General features: G+C 60.1%; 17 protein-coding genes. 15 read left to right on the top strand and 2 right to left on the bottom strand.

The features are described 5' to 3' along the window. The first annotated feature begins 69 nt into the window (after positions 1-69). The 11 genes from ACG9DO_RS14065 (at position 70) to ACG9DO_RS14015 (ending at position 9,638) form a co-directional block, all read left to right on the top strand. On the top strand, positions 70-528 hold the full coding sequence (locus tag ACG9DO_RS14065) for a PilZ domain-containing protein (protein WP_394728998.1): 459 nt from the start codon (positions 70-72) through the stop codon (positions 526-528). 139 nt (positions 529-667) lie between these two features. Next, positions 668-1,531 carry a hypothetical protein gene (locus ACG9DO_RS14060; RefSeq protein ID WP_394728996.1) on the top strand — a complete coding sequence of 288 codons (864 nt, stop codon included), beginning with the start codon at positions 668-670 and terminating at the stop codon, positions 1,529-1,531. A 127-nt stretch (positions 1,532-1,658) separates the two neighbouring features. Then, on the top strand, positions 1,659-2,093 hold the full coding sequence (locus ACG9DO_RS14055) for a hypothetical protein (RefSeq protein WP_394728994.1): 435 nt from the start codon (positions 1,659-1,661) through the stop codon (positions 2,091-2,093). A 104-nt stretch (positions 2,094-2,197) separates the two neighbouring features. Then, the gene (locus ACG9DO_RS14050) at positions 2,198-2,545 is read left to right on the top strand and encodes an ArsR/SmtB family transcription factor (protein WP_394728992.1); all 348 of its coding nucleotides are present in this window, start codon (positions 2,198-2,200) and stop codon (positions 2,543-2,545) included. 1 nt (position 2,546) lies between these two features. Beyond that, the gene (locus ACG9DO_RS14045; RefSeq protein WP_394728990.1) at positions 2,547-3,005 is read left to right on the top strand and encodes a VOC family protein; all 459 of its coding nucleotides are present in this window, start codon (positions 2,547-2,549) and stop codon (positions 3,003-3,005) included. Positions 3,006-3,196: 191 nt separating this feature from the next. Further along, a complete protein-coding gene (gene rimP, locus ACG9DO_RS14040; protein WP_394731277.1) occupies positions 3,197-3,811 on the top strand; it encodes a ribosome maturation protein RimP in 615 nt (204 codons plus the stop codon). Beyond that, complete coding sequence (nusA, locus tag ACG9DO_RS14035; protein WP_394728988.1) at positions 3,811-5,457, top strand: transcription termination factor NusA; 1,647 nt, start codon at positions 3,811-3,813, stop codon at positions 5,455-5,457. Before rimP ends, nusA begins: the two co-directional genes overlap by 1 nt. After that, a complete protein-coding gene (locus ACG9DO_RS14030) occupies positions 5,438-6,202 on the top strand; it encodes a DUF448 domain-containing protein (protein ID WP_394728986.1) in 765 nt (254 codons plus the stop codon). Before nusA ends, ACG9DO_RS14030 begins: the two co-directional genes overlap by 20 nt. A gap of 16 nt (positions 6,203-6,218) precedes the next feature. Next, a complete protein-coding gene (infB, locus tag ACG9DO_RS14025; RefSeq protein WP_394728984.1) occupies positions 6,219-8,720 on the top strand; it encodes a translation initiation factor IF-2 in 2,502 nt (833 codons plus the stop codon). Between the two features lie 20 nt (positions 8,721-8,740). Continuing rightward, positions 8,741-9,154, top strand: coding sequence for a 30S ribosome-binding factor RbfA (rbfA, locus tag ACG9DO_RS14020; protein WP_394728982.1), 414 nt, complete (start codon positions 8,741-8,743; stop codon positions 9,152-9,154). Next, the gene (locus ACG9DO_RS14015) at positions 9,129-9,638 is read left to right on the top strand and encodes a GNAT family N-acetyltransferase (protein ID WP_394728980.1); all 510 of its coding nucleotides are present in this window, start codon (positions 9,129-9,131) and stop codon (positions 9,636-9,638) included. The genes rbfA and ACG9DO_RS14015 overlap by 26 nt, the downstream gene beginning before the upstream one ends. Positions 9,639-9,642: 4 nt before the next feature. Here the strand turns inward: ACG9DO_RS14015 and ACG9DO_RS14010 are convergent, their stop codons facing one another. Together ACG9DO_RS14010 and ACG9DO_RS14005 are read right to left on the bottom strand one after the other, a co-directional pair. Continuing rightward, positions 9,643-10,221, bottom strand: a complete 579-nt coding sequence (locus ACG9DO_RS14010; protein ID WP_394728978.1) for a YceI family protein — start codon at positions 10,219-10,221, stop codon at positions 9,643-9,645. An 85-nt stretch (positions 10,222-10,306) separates the two neighbouring features. Further along, positions 10,307-11,938, bottom strand: a complete 1,632-nt coding sequence (locus ACG9DO_RS14005; protein WP_394728976.1) for an AbgT family transporter — start codon at positions 11,936-11,938, stop codon at positions 10,307-10,309. Positions 11,939-12,075: 137 nt separating this feature from the next. Here ACG9DO_RS14005 and ACG9DO_RS14000 point away from each other — a divergent pair, with 137 nt between their 5' ends. From ACG9DO_RS14000 to truB, 4 genes are read left to right on the top strand one after another with little or no spacing between them, the layout of a single operon-like run. Further along, a complete protein-coding gene (locus tag ACG9DO_RS14000) occupies positions 12,076-12,681 on the top strand; it encodes a thymidine kinase (RefSeq protein ID WP_394728974.1) in 606 nt (201 codons plus the stop codon). Next, positions 12,674-13,225, top strand: a complete 552-nt coding sequence (locus ACG9DO_RS13995) for a GNAT family N-acetyltransferase (protein ID WP_394728972.1) — start codon at positions 12,674-12,676, stop codon at positions 13,223-13,225. Before ACG9DO_RS14000 ends, ACG9DO_RS13995 begins: the two co-directional genes overlap by 8 nt. 28 nt (positions 13,226-13,253) lie before the next feature. Beyond that, positions 13,254-13,973 (top strand): site-2 protease family protein, encoded by a 720-nt coding sequence (locus ACG9DO_RS13990; RefSeq protein ID WP_394728970.1) that lies wholly within the window; start codon positions 13,254-13,256, stop codon positions 13,971-13,973. Next, on the top strand, positions 13,966-14,892 hold the full coding sequence (gene truB / locus ACG9DO_RS13985; protein WP_394728968.1) for a tRNA pseudouridine(55) synthase TruB: 927 nt from the start codon (positions 13,966-13,968) through the stop codon (positions 14,890-14,892). Before ACG9DO_RS13990 ends, truB begins: the two co-directional genes overlap by 8 nt. The last annotated feature ends 4 nt before the right edge of the window (positions 14,893-14,896 follow it).

The following is a 14,896-nucleotide window of genomic DNA, read 5'->3' as shown; positions in this document are numbered from 1 at the left end:
CTCAGCAGGCTGTTCCCGGCGCGAATAAGGGAAATTGCGTGGGGCTCGCCTCGCTGCCCGTTAGCCACGATGTGCAAGGCCATTGCAATGATGGCAGAGCCAACGTCCACTCAAGCCGAGCCAGTTACGCATGGCCGACGCGGCGCATCGCGTGCGCGGCTAATGCTGCCTGCCCGGACGGAATCGTTCGATGGCTCATACCCCTGCACATTGGTCGATGCCTCGCAGACGGGCGCTCAGATCGCCAGCAAGTCGGTTCCAAGGACTGGTTCCATGATGGTGGTCGAAATTCGTGGACGTGATCTTGAGGAAATGGCCGGTATGCCGGGCCTGGCTGACAAGTTCGGCGTAGTCGAATTCTTCGGCACAGTGACCTGGGTGCGCGATGGGCGCTTTGGCATACAGTTCGATGAACAAGTCGGTTACGATCTGGTGGTCATTCTAAGGCAGATCGCAGATGTCATGGACCGCAGTGGCACCCGCTGGGCGCGGGAGCGTGCGAGAGAGTTTGTGTCTGGTCGCAATTAGGTGCGCGTCCCTCGCATGGTTACCCGCAAAGCCTGCCGGGTTATCCATCTTCGTGAGCTACTATTATTGAACCCATCTTATCTTTGGCGGTGAAGAAGCTGGCCACTGCGCAATGCGCGTGATCACGGGGATTCCAAACATGCTGAATACCAAGACTTCGATACTGGCTTGCACTGCCTCGCTCGCTGCATTGGCCGCCAGTCCGCTGGCAGCGCATCATTGGTGGGGCGGATATGCGTGGAGCTATGGCGGCACGGAGTTGTCCATGCCTGTGGTCGACAACACCAATGGCGTGTGGCCTGGACATGTCCAGCAGGCGGTCGCGGACTGGAATACCTCGACCGTTATTCAAGCGCCGATCGAATACGGCAACAATTCCTCGTGCAGCATGGTCACCGGAACAATCCAGGTTTGCAACGCAGATTATGGTGCCAATGGCTGGCTTGGCCTTGCGACGATCTCGATTTCTGGAAGCACGATCATTGCGGGCTCGACCAAGCTCAATGACAATTATTTCAACCGTGATCGCTATAACAACTACACTTGGCGCCAGCTGGTGACCTGCCAGGAAATCGGCCACGATTTTGGCCTCGCGCACCAGAATGAGGATTTTTCGACTGACCTCACCACCAGCTGCATGGAATACACCAGCAACGCCGAAGGCAATGAAGGGCCCGATGCGCATGATTACGAGCAGCTGCTGATCATGTACACTGGCTCAGGCGGCGGCGATACTGGGGACGGCGGTGGCGGCGGCGGTAAAGGCGGAGGCAAGGGCGGCGGCAAGCCTGATGGTTCCGGCGGCGGCAATGGGGGCGGCAAGGGCAAGAACCGGGTCGTCCTGCCAGCCGTCGGTAACACGCCGGCCAGTTGGGGGCGCCCGACGGCGTTCTTGCCCAATGGCAAGCCGTTCCAGTTTGTCCGCGAATCCAACGGGATCAAGTTCGTCACTCATGTCACGTGGGCTCCCGACGAGGATGGCCATGGAGAACACCACCACTGATTGATCTCCCGACAAAATGATCTGCAGGAAGGGTCGGCCCGGGGCCGGCCCTTTCCTTTTGGATTGAGCAGCTTAGTGTCTGGGCGATAGTTTGCGGCCACTTTGCCAAGCAGGGGACAGGCGGATCATGAAGAGATTTCTCGGCTGCGGGTGTGTTGGCCTTTTGGCGCTGCTGGGACTGTTTGCATATCTGCTGATGCAGACCGACTCCGGCGAATGGATACTGGCACTGATCCTGCTTTACGGCGGGATCATGATTGGCGGGGCGGTGGCGCATGACACAGTTCCGGGCACTGTTACAGAGGTCAGGCGGATCGAAAATCCGACAGCTATTCAGGCCGGGAGCGTGCGCTTCACCTACGAAGATTTGGACGGCAACGCGCAGTCAGCATTTCGCCGAGTGATGTATTCGACGTCCAAGTTTGAAGCGCTGGAGGTCGGCGATGAGATCAGGGTCTGGGTGTGCAAGTCCGATCCCAGTGTTGTGAAACTGGTGGGCTACGGCACACATGAACCTGAGACCTGCGGAACTGGCAGTGCTTCAACCCAGCAGGGGCTGTGAGAGGTTTTTCTATGCCCGGACAGGCTGGCGCCGGCCCGCCTGACTGGTGAAGCAGCATTCATTGGGGGTTGACACTTCCGAATCATTTCTATAATTCTAGAAATATGGAAATAAAGAGTGATGATAATGTTCGGTCTGACGCGGTGGTCATTCGCCTCGCTGCTCTTGCGCAACAGCATCGACTCGCGGTTTTTCGCGCTTTGGTAAGAGCCGGGAATTGCGGGCTTGCAGCTGGCGAAATTGCGCAACGCATTGGCATGCCGGCCAGCACTCTTTCGTTCCATTTGTCACATCTGAAGCAGGCGGGGCTTGCGAAAGATCGCCGACAAGGCCGCTCGATTATTTACCGCGCGGATTTTGAAGCGATCGCTGACGTAGTCGATTTCCTCCTTGAAGAATGTTGCTCCGAGGAAACCTGCAACACTCGCGCTGCTCAATCGAACGGAGCTTGAAATGAAGAGATTACATGTAAGCCTCGCAGTATCCGACCTGGAACAGGCTCGAGGATTTTATTCTGTTCTGTTCGGTAATGCACCGACCATGGAGCGAGACCATTACGTGCAATGGGTATTGGATGACCCTGCGATCAACTTCGTGATCGAAGACTCGAACCCGAAAGCCGGGCTTACCCATCTCGGGCTTCAGGTCAGCGACGATATGGAACTGGAAGAGCAATTCGCTCGCGTGCGAAGCACAGGAGCGAGGGTCATCGAACAAGGCGATACGCAGTGCTGCTACGCCAAATCGACCAAGAACTGGGTCTTCGATCCTGACGGGATTGCTTGGGAAACCTTCCTGACTCACAGCCGGACGGAAGATTTCGGTCAACCCTTTGCAGCTTTGTCCGGCGCTCAGGAGCGAGAGCCGGCAGATCCGGTCGCTAATGAAAGGACGAGCCAGACGTGCTGCTGAACTGGTAATATGACTTGGGAACCGGGGCTGGCGGGTGCCAGCCCCTTTTTCGTTGCAATTGCTGGCAGGCGCGCCTATCTGCCTTCCATCCCGACATTGTCGTGACAAAGAACGGATGCTGGCGCCGCAAGGGGCCGGCCCGAAACGGCTTTGCAAATGACGGTGTCCATGACGGAGACGACGCGAGATATATGGCAGACATTGCGCGCCTGACTGAGATTATCGAGCCGGAGGCCAAGGCCTTGGGCTTCGATCTCGTGCGTGTGAAGATGATGCCGTCCGAAGCAGGGGACGGCGGTTTGGCGTTACAGATCATGGCGGAAGATCCGGCAACGGGCCAATTGGTGATCGAGCAATGCGCTGCGCTCTCGCGTGCGGTGTCTGACAAGATCGATGCAGCCGAAGAAGCCGGTGAAGTCCTGATCGAAGGGGCGTACCACCTCGAAGTGTCGAGCCCCGGCATCGACCGCCCGCTGACCCGGCCAAAGGATTTTTCCAACTGGGCAGGGCACGAAGCGAAGATCGGCCTCGTCAAGGGTTACGAAGGTCCCAGAGATCTGCCCCGTAATCTGCGCGGCGAACTGATCGGGATTGACGGCGACATGGTAACAATCGCCGATAATAAGGCGGGCGAGGTTGCTTTCCCGCTCGAAGCCATTCACAGCGCCAAGCTCGTCCTCACTGACGCGCTGATCGCTGCCACCAAACCGCTCGACGAGTCCGGGGTAGAGGAATACCTTGGCGGCGCCGAGGATATCGTAGAAGACCCGGAAACGGACGAAGAAGAAGAGAAGGCTGACACCTGATGGCCAGTGCAATTTCCGCCAACAAGGCAGAGCTGCTTGCGATTGCGAACGCGGTTGCTTCAGAAAAGATGATCGACAAGGCGATCGTCATCGAAGCGATGGAAGAAGCGATCCAGAAAAGCGCGCGCAACCGCTATGGCGCTGAAAACGACATTCGCGCGAAGCTCGACCCGCAGACCGGCGACCTGCGCCTGTGGCGCGTGGTGGAAGTGGTGGAGGAAGTCGAAGACTACTTCAAGCAGGTTGACCTGAAGCAGGCTCAAAAGCTTCAGGACGATGCCAAGGTCGGCGACTTCATCGTCGATCCGCTGCCGCCCGTTGATCTCGGCCGTATCGACGCGCAGAGCGCGAAGCAGGTGATCTTCCAGAAGGTCCGCGATGCCGAGCGTGAGCGCCAGTATGAAGAATTCAAGGATCGCGCGGGCGAAGTCATCACCGGCGTGATCAAATCGGTCGAATTCGGCCATGTTATCGTCAATCTGGGCCGCGCAGAAGGCGTCATCCGCCGCGATCAGCAGATCCCGCGCGAAGCCGCACGTGTTGGCGAGCGCGTCCGTGCGCTCATCACCAAGGTTGAACGCAACAACCGCGGCCCGCAGATTTTCCTCAGCCGCGCACACCCCGATTTCATGCGCAAGCTGTTCGCGCAGGAAGTGCCGGAAATCTATGACGGCATCATCGAGATCAAGGCCGCAGCCCGCGATCCGGGCAGCCGCGCGAAGATCGGCGTGATCAGCCATGACAGCTCAATCGACCCGGTTGGCGCCTGCGTCGGCATGAAGGGCTCCCGCGTTCAGGCCGTTGTGCAGGAACTGCAGGGCGAGAAGATCGATATCATTCCGTGGTCGGAAGACACCGCGACCTTCGTCGTCAACGCCTTGCAGCCGGCAACGGTCGCCCGCGTTGTTCTGGACGAGGAAGAAGGCCGCATCGAAGTGGTCGTCCCTGACGACCAGCTCAGCCTCGCGATTGGCCGCCGCGGCCAGAATGTCCGTCTCGCCAGCCAGCTCACCGGTCACCAGATCGACATCATGACCGAGGAAGAAGCAAGCGAGAAGCGTTCCAAGGAATTCGCCTTGCGCTCGAAGATGTTCGAGGAAGAGCTCGACGTTGACGAAACGCTGTCGCAGCTGCTTGTCGCAGAAGGCTTCGCAGAGCTTGAAGAAGTCGCTTACGTCGAGCTGGAAGAGCTCGCGTCAATTGAGGGTTTCGACGAAGAGCTCGCAGAAGAACTGCAGAGCCGCGCGAAGGAAGCGCTCGACCGCCAGGACGAGGCGCATCGTGCCACTCGCCGCGAACTTGGCGTCGAAGATGCGCTGGCTGAGCTGCCGCATCTGACTGAAGCGATGCTGGTCACGCTTGGACAGAGTGGGATCAAGACGCTCGATGATCTGGCTGACCTCGCAACGGACGAGCTCATTCAGAAGAAGCGCGCCGCACCGCGCCGCCGTAACAACGCGGAAGGCCCGCCGATGCGTCGTCCATCTCAGCGCCAGGAGGATGTTGGCGGTGTCCTGGGCGAATACGGCCTGACCGAAGAACAGGGCAACGAGATCATCATGGCTGCCCGCGCGCACTGGTTCGAAGACGAAGACGTCTCTGGGCCTGACCCTCAGGAGGCCGCCGATGCGGACTCCACCCAATGAGCGCGTAGGTTCCGACATCGTTGATGCGTCGCGGCCCAGCAAGTCTGAGCCAGCGAAGTCCTGCCCAGAACGCCGCTGCATCCTTACCGGGGAGCATGGTTCGCGTGAGACACTGCTGCGGCTGGCGATTTCGCCTGATGGGCTGGTGCTTCCTGACCCCAATGCCAAGGCGCCGGGGCGGGGGGCATGGATCGGCGTGGATCGCAAGACCCTTGAAGCTGCCCTTGCCAAGGGCCAGTTAAAGGGAGCCTTGGCACGCGCTTTCAGCCGATCTCTTGGGGGCGTGAAGCTCGACATTCCTGAAGATCTGCCCGATCGGATCGAAGCGGCATTGCTTCGTAGCCTGACCGACCGGCTGGGTCTGGAAATGCGCAGCGGCAAGGTCGTGCTTGGTTCTCAGCGGATTGCCGAACAGGCCCGGCAAGGCCGTGTCGCACTGCTCTTGCATGCCAGCGACAGCAGCGAGGACGGACGCAAGAAGCTCGACCAGGCCTGGCGGGTCGGGTGTGATAGGGAAGGCACGGGCGCACGCGGTTTTGTCTTGCCACTGGACCGGGACGCTCTGTCTGTGGCATTGGGCCGCGACAATGTCGTCCACCTCGGGATCGGAGAGGCGGCAGCGGCGCTGCGGGTCGGACAGGCTCTGGCGCGCCTGACTAACTATTTGGGTTCGCAAGAACCGATTGAAATCGATGGCGTTTCGCAAAACCGCGAGATTGCCGGGCGAAATGAATTGAACGCGTGAAGGAATAGCGAGCTAGATGAGCGACGAAGAGAAAAAACCTGCCCGTAAACCGCTGAGCCTTAAAGGTGCGCAGCCTGGCGAGGTCAAGCAGACCTTCAGCCATGGCCGGACCAACAAGGTTGCGGTTGAGGTCAAGCGCCGCCGCAAGCTCCTGAAGCCGGGTGAGACGCCCCCGCCTCCTCCGCCTGCGCCAGAGAAGAAGCCTGAGCCGGCTCCGGCTCCGGTTGCGAAGAAGCCTGCTCCCAAGAGAGCAGCGGTTTCGGACGAGACTCCTCAGGAACGCGTAGCGCGCCTCCAGCGCGAGGCCGAGGAAGACCGGCTGAAAGTCGCTGAAGAAGCGCGCAAGCGCGAGGAAAAGCAGGCGCAGGAAGCAGCCAAGGACGAGAAGAGGCGCGCCGAGGATAATCGCAAGGCTGACGACGAAGCTGAAAAGCGCGCGGTCGAAGAAGCCAAGGCTGCTGCTGAAGCAGAAGAAGCCGCCACAAACGCCGCCGCCGATGTCAGCGACGATGGTGCCGGTCAGCCGGCAGCGCGCAAGTTCACGCCGGTCGCCCGGCCCGAGCCCAAGCGGCCTGAAAAAAAGAAGGAAGAGAAGAAAGTCCGCACCAGCGAACGGCCCGACAAGCGCCGTTCCGGCAAGCTGACGGTCACCAAGGCGCTCAACGAAGACGAAGGTCGGCGTGCGCGCAGCCTCGCAGCGCTCAAGCGTGCACGGGAGAAGGAGCGGCGGCTTCAGGGTGGCGGTTCGAACAAGCCGCGCGAGAAGCAGGTTCGCGATGTCGTTGTGCCGGAAGCCATTACTGTGGGCGAACTTGCCAAGCGGATGGGCGAGAAGGGCGCAGACCTGGTCAAGGAACTGTTCAATCTCGACATGATGGTCACCGTCAACCAGACGATCGACCAGGAAACCGCAGAATTGCTGGTCGAACAGTTCGGCCACAACATCCAGAAGGTGTCCGAAGCGGACGTAGATATCGTCAATGAAGAGGATGTCGATCCAGAAGAGACGCTGAAGCCCCGCCCTCCGGTCGTCACGATCATGGGGCATGTCGATCACGGCAAGACGTCTCTGCTCGACGCGCTACGGGGCACCAATGTCACCAAGGGTGAAGCGGGCGGTATCACGCAGCACATCGGGAGCTATCAGGTCAAGACGAAGAGCGGCGGCAAGGTGACTTTCCTTGATACGCCCGGACACGCGGCTTTTTCTGAAATGCGCGCCCGCGGCGCCAATGTGACCGACATTGTCGTGCTGGTTGTTGCTGCCGATGACGGCGTCATGCCGCAGACTATCGAAGCGATCAGCCACACCAAGGCGGCTGGCGTTCCGATGATCGTGGCGATCAACAAGTGCGACAAGCCTGAAGCAGATCCCAATAACATCCGCGCGCGCCTGCTTGAGCATGAAGTGATCGTCGAAGCCATGTCGGGCGATGTGCAGGACGTTGAAATCTCCGCCAAGGAAAAGACTGGCCTCGATGAATTGCTCGAGAAGATCGAGCTTCAGGCCGAGCTGCTGGAACTCAAGGCGCGTCCTGATCGTGAGGCCGAAGCGACCGTGATCGAAGCACAGCTCGACAAGGGCCGCGGACCAGTCGCAACAGTGCTGATCAATCGCGGAACGCTCAAGCGCGGCGACACCTTTGTTGTCGGCACACAAAGTGGCCGCGTTCGCGCCATCGTCAACGACCAAGGCAAGCAGATCAAGGAAGCGGGGCCGTCCATGCCGGTCGAAGTCCTCGGCCTTGGCGGTGTTCCGGGAGCCGGCGACAAGCTGACTGTAGTCGAGAACGAGCAGCGGGCGCGTGAAGTCGCGCAATATCGTCAGGAGAAAGCGACAGAGAAACGCACCACGCTCGCTCCGACCAATTTCGACACGATGTTCAACAACCTCGCGGCGAATGTGATCGAATGGCCGGTCGTGGTGAAAGCGGACGTGCAGGGCAGCGTCGAAGCGATCGTCAACGCGCTCCACAACCTCTCCAATGACGAGATCAAGGTCCGCGTTCTCCATGCAGGCGTCGGCGCGATCACGGAAAGCGATGTGACACTTGCTTCGGCCTCCAACGCGCCGATCATCGGCTTCAACGTCCGCCCGAACGCGAAAGCGCGCGAGCTGGTCAAGAAAGACGATGTGCGGATGATGTATTACGACGTCATCTATCACCTCACCGAGGAAGTCGCGAAGGAAATGGCGGGCGAGCTTGGTCCGGAGCGGATCGAGAACGTCGTTGGCCGTGCCGAAGTCAAGCAGGTCTTCCCTGCGGGCAAGAAAGACAAGGCAGCCGGTCTGCTCGTCCTCGACGGGGTCATCCGCAAGGGCCTCCACGCGCGTCTTACCCGCGAGGATGTCATCGTGTCGGCGACCACCATCGCTTCGCTGCGGCGCTTCAAGGACGATGTCGACGAAGTGCGCGCAGGCCTTGAATGCGGCGTGGTGCTGGAAGACACCAACGACATCAAGCCGGGCGACAACCTCGAAGTCTTCGAAGTCGAGGAGCGTGAGCGGACGCTTTAGCGCCGCTCGCGACTTTCGCGATGGCACGCAGGCAGGAATTCACAGCCGAACAGCAATCGGTTCGCGTCCTCAAGGTCGGCGAACGGGTGCGGCATATCCTGTCCGAACTGCTCGCGCGGCAGGAAGTGCATGACGATATCGTCAGCGCGGCGAGCATCGCGGTGACAGAAGTTCGGATGTCGCCGGATCTGCGGAATGCCACCGCCTATGTGAAGCCGCTGCTGGGCGCGGATGAGGAAGCTGTGGTCAAGGCGTTGCGCCAGAACACCGCATATCTGCAGCGCGAGGTCGCCAAACGGTTGGGTCTCAAATTTGCGCCCAAGCTCAAGTTCCGCTCGGACGAAAGCTTCGATGAAGCCGATCGCATCGAGAAGCTGCTGCGCGATCCCAAGGTGGCCAGAGACCTCGGTGACGACCTCGCAGCCGATGACTGAGCAGCGCGACTGGCAGTTGCGCACATTCGAGAGTGGCGATCTTGGCCACATCGCCGGCCGGCAGGCTGCGCTCTACGAGGCGGAGTGGGGCTGGGGGCGTCCGATGGAAGCGATGATTTATGACATCGCTGGCCGCTTCCTGCGCGAGTTCAAACCGGGCCGCGAGCAATGCTGGGTCGCCGACCGTGATGGCCAGATATTGGGCGGTGCATTCATTTGTGAAGAGGATGCGCAAACAGCAAGATTGCGCCTGCTCTATGTCGAGCCCGATGCTCGCGGTCTTGGCGTGGGTGCCGCTCTGGTCAGGCAATGCACTGAATTTGCGCGCAAATCAGCATACAAGCGTATCGTGCTCATGACACATGCTGTGCTTCACAGCGCACGGCGCATTTATGAAGCAGAGGGCTATCAGCTGATCGCGAGCGAAGCGCAGGACGACTTCGGCAAGGAAGAAGTAACCGAGCATTGGCTGCTCGAACTATAACGCCTCAACCTTGCGGGACGAGCCGCGCGCGCAGTTCGATGTCGACCATCTTGCCCACGATGAGTGAATAGCTTTTCATCCCGAAATCGCGGCGATTGATCCGCGTCGTGCCGGAAAGCGTCACGGCTTCACCGGGCAAGAGCGCAGTTGGATCCTTGTCAAACCGCACCTTCAGCGTGACAGGCTGCGTCACCCCGCGGGCGGTCAATTCGCCCTTCACATTGCCGGTGGTGGGTGTGTCGAGTTTCATTTCTCGCCCGACAAAGCGCACTTGCGGATACTTCTGGACCCAGAAGAATTTCTCGCTCTTGAGGCGGCTCAAGGTGACTTCGTCCGATGCAGTGAGCGCACGTGCGTTGATGGTCACATCAAGATCAATGGCTTCCGGCCGCGTCCGGTCCAGACGGATTGAGCCAGAGACTTGCGGGAAGCCCGCCGTCTTGCTGCCGATGCCGAAGAAGCCCACTTTCGCGTTGAGCGCGCTTTGCGCAGAATCCACGCTGTACACCTGTCCGGCAGGGCTCGCGCTAATCAGGGCGGCAGCAAACACACAGCTGAGCAAGGCGCGCAAGAAAGCCATCATGCAGCCTATACGCCCATCAGGTCACAAAAGTTGCCTCTAATGCGACGAACCGGCCTCAAATCGCGCCTTGGCAGGGCTGTCGCCTCTATCCGCCAGCGCTGGGCAGCTCATAGGATACCGGTGCATCGGGCCCCAGCGGGATACCCAGATAGATCCATGCAACGATCAGCAGCACGCCCGAAATCAGCAGCCAAACCGAATAGGGAAGCATCATTGCGGTAAGGCCGCCGATCCCGAAATCCTTCTGCCAGCGCTGCGCGAAGACAAGGATCAGCGGGAAATAGACCATCAGCGGGGTGATGATATTGGTTGCGCTGTCGCCGACCCGGTAAGCGGCGGTCGCACCTTCCGGGCTGATCCCGAGGAGCATCAGCATCGGCACGAGGATCGGCGCAAGCAAGGCCCACTTGGCGCTCGCAGAACCTACGAACAGGTTCAGGATAGCCGCGAAGATCACCATTAGGCCGAGCACTAGCGGCAAGGGCAATCCGGTTGCCTGAATGCCTGCTGCGCCGTGGACAGCCGTGATCAGGCCCAGGTTCGACCAGCCGAACATCGCGACAAAGTGCGCCGCTGCAAAAGCCAGCACAAGATAATAGCCCATGTCCTTCATGGATTCGGCCATCATCTCGATAAGATCGCGGTGGTTCTTGATTGCACCGGTTGCGCGGCCATAGGCCCAGCCCGCAAACAGAAACAGCAGGAAGAAGGCTGCGACAAGCGACTGATAGAGCGGGCCAAGCTCAGTGTGGATGGAGCAGTCAGGGATGCGCGTACCGTCCTCTGCCAGGCAGGCCGCTTCGTTGACCAGCGGCGTGCCGGGCGCGAACACCATGGCTACCCACAGACCGGCGACAAACAGAGAAGCAAGTCCTGCCGCTCGCAAACCCTTGGCCGCAAGCTCGCCATCTTCGGCGGTCGGGTCAGGACTGAGATCCGCTGTCTTGGCTCCGGTAGAGGATCCGCCTGTCCATGCGCCCAGACGCGGCTCGATGACCTTGTCTGTCACGTACCAGATGATCGGCAGGTAGATCACCGTCATCGCAGTGATGAAGTACCAGTTCCCCGCGATATTGGCTGTCCAAGAAGGATCAAGCGCACTCGCATTGACCGCTTCCTCGGTGATGCCGAACAGCAGCGCGTCGAGCTGGCCGGGCGAAATATTCGCAGAAAAGCCGCCGGAAACACCAGCAAAGGCCGCCGCGATGCCCGCCAGCGGATGCCGTCCCGCAGCCGCAAACAGGATCCCTGCGAGCGGGATCAGCACGACATAGCCCGCATCCGCTGCGTGGTTGCCGAGCATCGCCACGAGAGCCACAACAGGCGTCAGCAACGAAACCGGCGCGCCTTTGACCGCTTTCGCCATGCCGGCTGCGAAAAAGCCGGAACGCTCTGCCACGCCCGCGCCCAGCATCACCACGAGGACATAGCCCAGCGGGTGGAAGTGCGTGAAAGTCTTGGGCATCTCCACCCATAGCCGCTGGATGTTGTCAGCGGCGAGCAGGCTGACGGCTTCGATCCTGAGCGCGCCTCCGCTTGCTTCATCGATTTGCGTCGGGTGGAATGCCGAGACCCCGAGCGCTGCGCACAGAACAGAAATCGCGACCAGGGCGATAATCAGGTAGAAGAAGATAAAGACCGGATCGGGCAGTTTGTTGCCCGTGCGCTCGACCCATCCCAAAATGCCGCCCTGCGTGGCGACGTTTGCCTCTGCCATTGTCAAACCCTGTTGTATGGTGAATCGATGAGATATCGAGCGCTAGCATTGCCGGGGGCGTCTGTCACAGGGATTAAACCACAGGCTTTGCCATCAGCGCTTGGCACACGCTGATTTCAAGCGATAAGACACTGCGTATGGCCAAGCTCTATTTCTACTTCGCCAGCATGAATGCGGGCAAATCGACTACGCTGCTGCAAGCGGACTTCAATTACCGCGAGCGCGGGATGACGACGATGCTATGGACGGCCGCGCTCGACGACCGCAGCGCGCACAAGGCAATCGAAAGCCGGATTGGCCTGGGTGCAGACGCTCACCGCTTCACTCCGGACACAGACCTGTGGGCTGACGTGATTGCGGCGCACAAGGTCGAGCCGCTCCATTGCGTGCTGGTCGACGAAGCGCAATTCCTGACCAGGGATCAGGTCTGGCAGCTTGCGCGGCTGGCGGATGAGGCAGGCATCCCGGTGCTCTGCTATGGCCTGCGCACGGATTTCCAGGGCGAGCTGTTTCCCGGCTCCGCTGCGCTGCTGGGAATTGCGGACGCTTTGGTAGAGCTCAAAGCCGTCTGCCATTGCGGCAAGAAAGCGAGCATGAACCTGCGGGTTGATGAAAGCGGCAAGGCGGTAAAGCAAGGCGAGCAGACAGAGATCGGCGGCAATGACCGCTATGTTGCCCTGTGCCGGAGGCACTTCGTCGAACAACTCGGCCGCAAGCATTTCTCGGAGGCGCTCAGTGGATAGTCCCGACAAGGCCGCATTGTCGGCTGTGCTTGAGCTTGGTTCGGTTAGGCTGGAACCCTTTGCGGAGCGCCACCTTGAACCGCTGCGAGCGGCCTGCGCGGAAGACCCGGACATCTGGGAGATTTATCCGGTCAACCTGCTTGGCGAGGGGTTCGATGCAGCCATGGCGCGCTTCCACCAGCTCGACAGCTGGGTGCGCTTTGCCGTGATCGATGCGCGCTGTGGCAAGCTGGTGGGCTGCACCAATTACATCAACCCCGATCCTTGGGGCGTGGTGGAAATTGGCGGCACTTATCTTGCGCCGGGCGTGCGCGGGTCAGACTTCAACCGCACCAAGAAGAAGCTGATGATCGAGCACGCCTTTGCTTGCGGCTATCACAAGATTGAATGGCGCGTGGACACACGCAACAAGCGGTCGATGGCTGCGGTGCTCAAACTCGGGGTAAAAGAGGAAGGCGTGCTTCGCCAGAACCGTGTCACATGGACCGGCTATCGCCGCGATACCGCCATTTTCGGCCTGCTCCGGGACGAATGGGCTGGTTGAAGCCTGCAAGGCTCCCTATCTTCTCTCCATGTCAGAAACCGTTCTCCTGATCCTCGTGCTCGTGCCGGCGCTCGTCATCGCGATCGTCTTCCACGAAGTCGCGCATGGCTTGGCCGCACTCATGCTCGGCGATCCCACGGCAAAAGAGCAACGGCGGCTTTCGCTCAATCCCGTTCGTCATGTCGATCCGGTGGGGACACTGCTCGTTCCAGGCTTTCTTGCGGTGGTCGGCGGGCCGATCTTCGGCTGGGCAAGGCCTGTACCGGTCAATGCGCACAGGCTTGATAATCCGCGCTATGGGATGATGGCAGTGGCCGCTGCCGGGCCAGGGAGCAATTTTCTGCTCGCCATTGTCGGCGCGATTGTTCTTGGGTTGAGCCTGCCGCTGGAAGCTGGTTTGGTGTTCACCGATACTGGCATGCTGCAAATTGTCGGGGACGATCAGCAGCTTCTGCCGCTACCAACTGGTCTGACTTACTTCATCCTTATCAATGTGTTCCTTGCGATCTTCAACCTGCTGCCGATCCCGCCGTTTGACGGGTCGCATATCGTCGAAGGGCTGATCCCGCGCCGCTACGTCCATCTCTACGCCAAGCTGCGCCCGTTCGGCATGCTGCTGTTCTTCGGTCTCGTCGCGCTCACCTGGTTCGCGCCGCAATTGGGCGTGCTTGAGAAGACAATTGGCGGACCGGTCTTCTGGGTGTTTGGCGAGTACCTTAGTCTAGCACAGTCGATTGCTGGTGGCTGAAGTCCAAGGAATCCCTGCGTCCGGCTGGCTGATCCTCGACAAGCCGCGCGGGCTTGGCTCGACGCAGGCCGTTGCCGCAGTGAAGCGAAACCTGCGCGAAGGCGGGTACCCGAAGACCAAGATCGGCCATGGCGGCACACTCGATCCGCTGGCGGAAGGGGTGCTGCCGATTGCGCTGGGCGAGGTGACCAAGCTCGCCGGGAGGATGCTCGATGCGAGCAAGATCTACGAGTTCACGATCCGCTTTGGCGAGCAAACCGATACGCTGGATACCGAGGGAGAGGTGGTTGAGACTTCCGACGTCCAACCAACACGCGATGACGTGCAGGGCGTGCTGGCGCGATTCACCGGCGCGATCGAGCAAGTGCCGCCGGCCTATTCAGCGCTCAAAGTCGATGGCAAGCGCGCCTATGACTTGGCGAGAGCGGGCGAAGAGGTGCAGCTCAAGAAGCGCGCCGTGACAATCCATTCCTTGTACATCAGCGAACCCAGCGAGCCGAGCGGGCACGTCACCCTTACCGCCCACGTCTCCAAGGGCACTTATATCCGTTCTCTTGCACGTGACATCGCCCACGCCCTTGGAACCTGCGGCCATGTTACCTATCTAAGGCGCATCAAGGCGGGGCCATTCCTCGAAAAACAGGCGATTTCGCTGGACAAACTCAACGAAATCGGTAAGGGCGCGCCTCTTGAAGAACTACTCCTGCCGCTCGAGGCAGGGCTGGACGACATCCCGGCCTTGAAACTCGATTCCGTTAGCGCGCAGGCGGTCCGTCAGGGCCGGGTGCTTACGGATATGCCCAACAGCGACGGGCTCTATTGTGCGATACTGGATGATGTTCCGGTGGCGCTCATGGAACTCAAGGCTGGTACGGCCAGGGTCGTACGCGGGTTCAACCTACCCGATGTCGCAGAGTAAGAGA

The sequence above is a fragment of the Altererythrobacter sp. GH1-8 genome (genome assembly GCF_043702085.1).
Classification (GTDB): domain Bacteria; phylum Pseudomonadota; class Alphaproteobacteria; order Sphingomonadales; family Sphingomonadaceae; genus Erythrobacter.
Note: the sequence above shows the minus strand (reverse complement) of the source record. Positions and strands in the feature narration are given on the sequence as shown.

Coding starts and splice junctions, on each gene's coding strand:
- ACG9DO_RS14065 (WP_394728998.1), top strand. CDS start 70: ATGTGCAAGGCCATTGCAATGATGGCAGAGCCAACGTCCACTCAAGCC.
- ACG9DO_RS14060 (WP_394728996.1), top strand. CDS start 668: ATGCTGAATACCAAGACTTCGATACTGGCTTGCACTGCCTCGCTCGCT.
- ACG9DO_RS14055 (WP_394728994.1), top strand. CDS start 1,659: ATGAAGAGATTTCTCGGCTGCGGGTGTGTTGGCCTTTTGGCGCTGCTG.
- ACG9DO_RS14050 (WP_394728992.1), top strand. CDS start 2,198: ATGGAAATAAAGAGTGATGATAATGTTCGGTCTGACGCGGTGGTCATT.
- ACG9DO_RS14045 (WP_394728990.1), top strand. CDS start 2,547: ATGAAGAGATTACATGTAAGCCTCGCAGTATCCGACCTGGAACAGGCT.
- rimP (WP_394731277.1), top strand. CDS start 3,197: ATGGCAGACATTGCGCGCCTGACTGAGATTATCGAGCCGGAGGCCAAG.
- nusA (WP_394728988.1), top strand. CDS start 3,811: ATGGCCAGTGCAATTTCCGCCAACAAGGCAGAGCTGCTTGCGATTGCG.
- ACG9DO_RS14030 (WP_394728986.1), top strand. CDS start 5,438: ATGCGGACTCCACCCAATGAGCGCGTAGGTTCCGACATCGTTGATGCG.
- infB (WP_394728984.1), top strand. CDS start 6,219: ATGAGCGACGAAGAGAAAAAACCTGCCCGTAAACCGCTGAGCCTTAAA.
- rbfA (WP_394728982.1), top strand. CDS start 8,741: ATGGCACGCAGGCAGGAATTCACAGCCGAACAGCAATCGGTTCGCGTC.
- ACG9DO_RS14010 (WP_394728978.1), bottom strand. CDS start 10,221: ATGATGGCTTTCTTGCGCGCCTTGCTCAGCTGTGTGTTTGCTGCCGCC.
- ACG9DO_RS14005 (WP_394728976.1), bottom strand. CDS start 11,938: ATGGCAGAGGCAAACGTCGCCACGCAGGGCGGCATTTTGGGATGGGTC.
- ACG9DO_RS14000 (WP_394728974.1), top strand. CDS start 12,076: ATGGCCAAGCTCTATTTCTACTTCGCCAGCATGAATGCGGGCAAATCG.
- ACG9DO_RS13990 (WP_394728970.1), top strand. CDS start 13,254: ATGTCAGAAACCGTTCTCCTGATCCTCGTGCTCGTGCCGGCGCTCGTC.